We start from the raw sequence: 4,249 nt of genomic DNA on the forward strand, positions 1-4,249 counted from the left end.
GTGCGACGGTGTGTACGTGTCGTGCGGTTTCCTGGGCCGCCGCGATCGTCCCGGACGGATGCTGAACACCACTGCCGTCACCGCTATCGCTGCTGGTGTGCCAGTCGTGGACGTTGAGAATGGCGATGCGAGGTGAGGTCGCGCCGGTGTCCAGGCAGTGGATCAGGGCTGTCAGGTCGTCGTGGGTGTCGACAGGGACACCGGCGGTGGTCAGTGCGGCGGCGGCGCCCAACGGATCGGCATCCACCACAGCCCAACGCTCGCCCTCGGCGACACGGGGAGCCGGTGACTCCGTGGGGAGCGGCGTCCACTCGATCTCATAAAGATGGTCTTCCGAAGCGGCCGGGCGGGCAGCCTGCAACTGTTCGTAGGTCACCGGACGGCTGACCAGATTGCCGACGGTGATCACGGGGTCGCCGCTGCCATCGGTGATGGCGAGCGCCACCGCGTCCGGCGCGGTGGGCGTCACCCGTACGCGCAGAGCGCTCGCACCAGTGGCATGCAGGGTCACGTGCTGCCAGGAGAACGGAAGCCGACTGTCCTGTCCGTCCGCGGATTCCTCTGCCGGAGTCGTCAGAGCGGTGGCCTGCACGGCAGCGTCGAATAGGGCGGGGTGTACCCCGAAGCGATCAGCGTGCCGCGCCTGCTCCTCGGGCAGCGCGACCTCGGCGAAGACCTCGTCGCCAACTCGCCAGGCAGCGCGGAGGCCTTGGAAGGCGGGGCCGTACTGGTAGCCGTGACGGCCGAGTTGGTCGTAGAGATCGGTGATGGCGAGCGGCTCCGCCCCGGGCGGCGGCCATGCCGCGTCCTGCGGCGTTCCGGTGGAGGCGTCCGTGGGGGCCTCGGTGGAGGCGGCCTCTTTGGCGAGGATGCCGGTGGCCTGGCAGGTCCAGGACGAGTGCTCATCAGAAGCTTCGTCGTGGGGTGGGGTGGTGCGTGAGTGGATGGTGAGGGTGCGTCGTTGGTTGGTGTCGGGTGGGTTGATGGTGAGTTGGAGTTGGGTGTCGGTGTGGTGGGGGAGGGTGAGGGGGGTGTGGAGGGTGAGTTCTTCGAGGTGGGGGTGGTCTGTGTGGGTGGCGGCGTGGAGGGCGAGTTCGACGAGTGCGGTGCCGGGGAGGAGGACGGTGTCCATGACGGAGTGGTCGGCGAGCCAGGGGTGGGTGGTGAGGGAGAGGCGTGCGGTGTAGATGTGGGTGTCGGTGTCGGCGAGTTGGACGGTGGCGCCGAGGAGGGGGTGGGTGGTGGTGTGCAGTCCTGCGGCGGTGACATCGCCCGTGGGGGGCGGCGCGTCGAGCCAGTACCGCTGGCGCTGGAAGGGGTAGGTCGGCAGATCGACCTGACAGGGAGTGGCACCGGTGAGTACCGGCTCCCACGTGACGGGAAGACCGTGGGTGTGCGCCTCGGCCAGGGAGGCCAGGAAGCGGCGGGGGCCTTCCTCGTCCCGGCGCAGCGTGCCGATGGCGAGGGGTTCGATGGTGGGTGTGGTGGTGCCACCGATGTCGGTATCGGCTGTGTCGGCTGTGTCGTGGATGGTGTGGGTGAGGACGGGGTGGGGGCTCGTTTCGATGTAGGTGTGGTGACCTGACGCGTCGAGGGTGCGCAGCGCTTGGTGGAAGTGGACGGGTTGGCGGAGGTTGTTGTACCAGTATTCGGCGTCCATGACGGGTTCGGTGATCCACTGGCCGGTGACGGTGGACAGGAGGGGAATGCCGGGTGCTGTAGGGGTGAGATGGGCCAGGCTGTCACGGATCTGGGTTTCGACTGCCTCGACGTGGGGGCTGTGGGAGGCGTAGTCGACGGGGATGCGGCGGGCGCGGATGTCGTGCTGGGCGCAGTGGGTGAGGAGTTGGTCGATGGTGTGGGGGTCGCCGGAGACGATGACGTTGCGGGGTCCGTTGACGGCGGCGATGGAGAGTTGTCCGGGCCAGGTGGTGAGGTGGTGCCGGGTCTGTTCTTCGGAGAGGGTCAGGGAGCACATGGCGCCCTGGCCGGCGAGTTGGGCGAGGGCCTGGCTGCGCAGGGCGATGGTGGTGGCGGCGTCGGTGAGGGTGAGGGCTCCGGCGATGTGGGCGGCGGCGATCTCTCCTTGGCTGTGGCCGATGACGGCGTCGGGGTGGATGCCGCAGGCCTGCCACATGCGTGCGAGTGCCACCATGACGGCGAAGAGCACGGGCTGTACGACGTCCACCCGTTCCAGCGTCGGGGCGTCGGCGGTCTGGCGGAGCACGTCGGTCAGTGACCAGTCGACATGCGGGGCCAGCGCCTGCTCACACGCGGCGATCTGCTGGGCGAAGACGGGTGAGGCATCCAGGAGGTCGGCTGCCATGCCCGCCCACTGCGAACCCTGACCGGGGAAGACGAAGACGACCTTCCCCACCGAAGCCTCCGCCCGGCCCGCGACCACCCCTCCGGATGGCTCGCCGGCTGCCAACCGCCTCAACCCCGCGACCAGTTCCTCCCGGTCGCGGCCGAGGACCACCGCACGGTGCTCGAAGGCGGTACGCGTGGTGGCCAGGGACCGGCCGATGTCGAGGGGTTCCAGTTCGGTACGGTCGCGCAGGTGTGTCTGGAGGCGGGCCGCCTGCTCGCGCAGCGCGTTCTCGTCCCGCCCGGAGAGCAGCCAGGGCACTACCACGGGCCTGAGTACCACGGGTTCCGAATCCTGGTCGTTGGCTGTGTCGGGCCCCGCGGTCCCCGGCTCGGCGGGTGCCTCGGTGCTGGGTTGAGGCGCTGTGGGAGGTTCTTCGAGTACGAGGTGGGCGTTGGTGCCGCTGACGCCGAAGGAGGAGACGGCTGCGCGGCGGGGGCGGTCGGTGCGGGGCCAGGGTTGGGATTCGGTCAGCAGTGACACGGCCCCGCTGGTCCAGTCGACGTGTGGGGTGGGTTCGTCGATGTGCAGGGTCTGGGGCAGGGTTTCGTGCCGCAGGGCCATCACCATCTTGATCACACCGGCTACGCCTGCTGCGGCTTGGGTGTGGCCGATGTTGGATTTGAGTGATCCGAGCCATAGGGGGTTGTCGGTGGTGTGGGTTTGGCCGTAGGTGGCGAGGAGTGCTTGGGCTTCGATGGGGTCGCCGAGGGTGGTGCCGGTGCCGTGGGCTTCGACGGCGTCGATGTCGGTGGGGGTGAGGTGGGCGTTGGTGAGGGCTTGGTGGATGACGCGTTGTTGGGCGGGGCCGTTGGGTGCGGTGAGTCCGTTGCTGGCGCCGTCTTGGTTGATGGCGCTGCCGCGTACCAGGGCGAGGATGGGGTGGCCGTTGCGTTGGGCTTGTGACAGGGGTTCGAGGAGGAGCATGCCGGCGCCTTCGGCCCATCCGGTGCCGTCCGCGCCGGCGGCGAAGGCCCTGCACCGCCCATCCGGTGACAGCGCCCGTTGCCGACTGAACTCCACCAGGCCGAGCGGTGTGGACATCACTGTGACGCCGCCGGCCAGGGCCATGGAGCACTCTCCGGTGCGCAGGGCCTGGCAGGCCAGGTGCACGGCCACGAGAGAGGACGAGCAGGCGGTGTCGATCGTGACGGCCGGGCCTTCGATACCGAGGGTGTACGCGACGCGGCCGGAGGCGATGCTGCCGGATGTGCCGCTTCCCACATAGCCTTCGAGCTCCTCGGGAATGGTCTGCATTCGTGCGGCGTAGTCGTGGTAGATCACGCCGGCGAACACGCCCGTGAGGGTGCCTTTGAGCTGGGTCGGATCGATTTCTGCCCGCTCGATCGCCTCCCAGGAGGTCTCCAGCAGCAGTCGTTGCTGCGGGTCCATCGCCAGTGCCTCGCGCGGCGAGATGCCGAAGAAGGCCGGGTCGAAGTCGGCCGCGTCATGCAGGAACCCGCCCCCGCGAATGTAGAAGGTGCCTGGCTTCTCGGGGTCGGGGTCGTACAGCTTGCCGATGTCCCAGCCTCGGTCAGTCGGGTACCCGCCGATGGCGTCGGTGCCCGCCGCGACCAGATCCCACAACGCCTCCGGAGAAGTAGCCCCCTCTGGGAACCGGCATGCCATTCCCACCACCGCGATCGGCTCCTGCGCCGACACGGCGGAACTCTGCGTCGACGGGGCCATCACCTCGCACTTGTCGCCCATGAGTTGGGTGTGGAGGTGGTGGGTGAGGGTGGTGGGGGTGGGGTGGTCGAAGAGGAGGGTGGCGGGGAGGTGGAGTCCGGTGGTGGTGGTGAGTCGGTTGCGTAGTTCTACAGCGGTGAGGGAGTCGAAGCCTGTTTCGGTGAAGGCGCGGTCTTTGTCGATGGCTTCGGG

At 68.8% G+C, this 4,249-nt stretch carries 1 protein-coding gene; it reads right to left on the reverse strand.

The window, feature by feature from the left end:
* Window positions 1–4,249 (reverse strand): type I polyketide synthase (locus tag ACZ6JY_RS40690; protein WP_469204635.1); only part of this gene is annotated, 4,249 nt, incomplete at both ends.

The organism is Streptomyces sp. NPDC046335 (assembly GCF_055587985.1).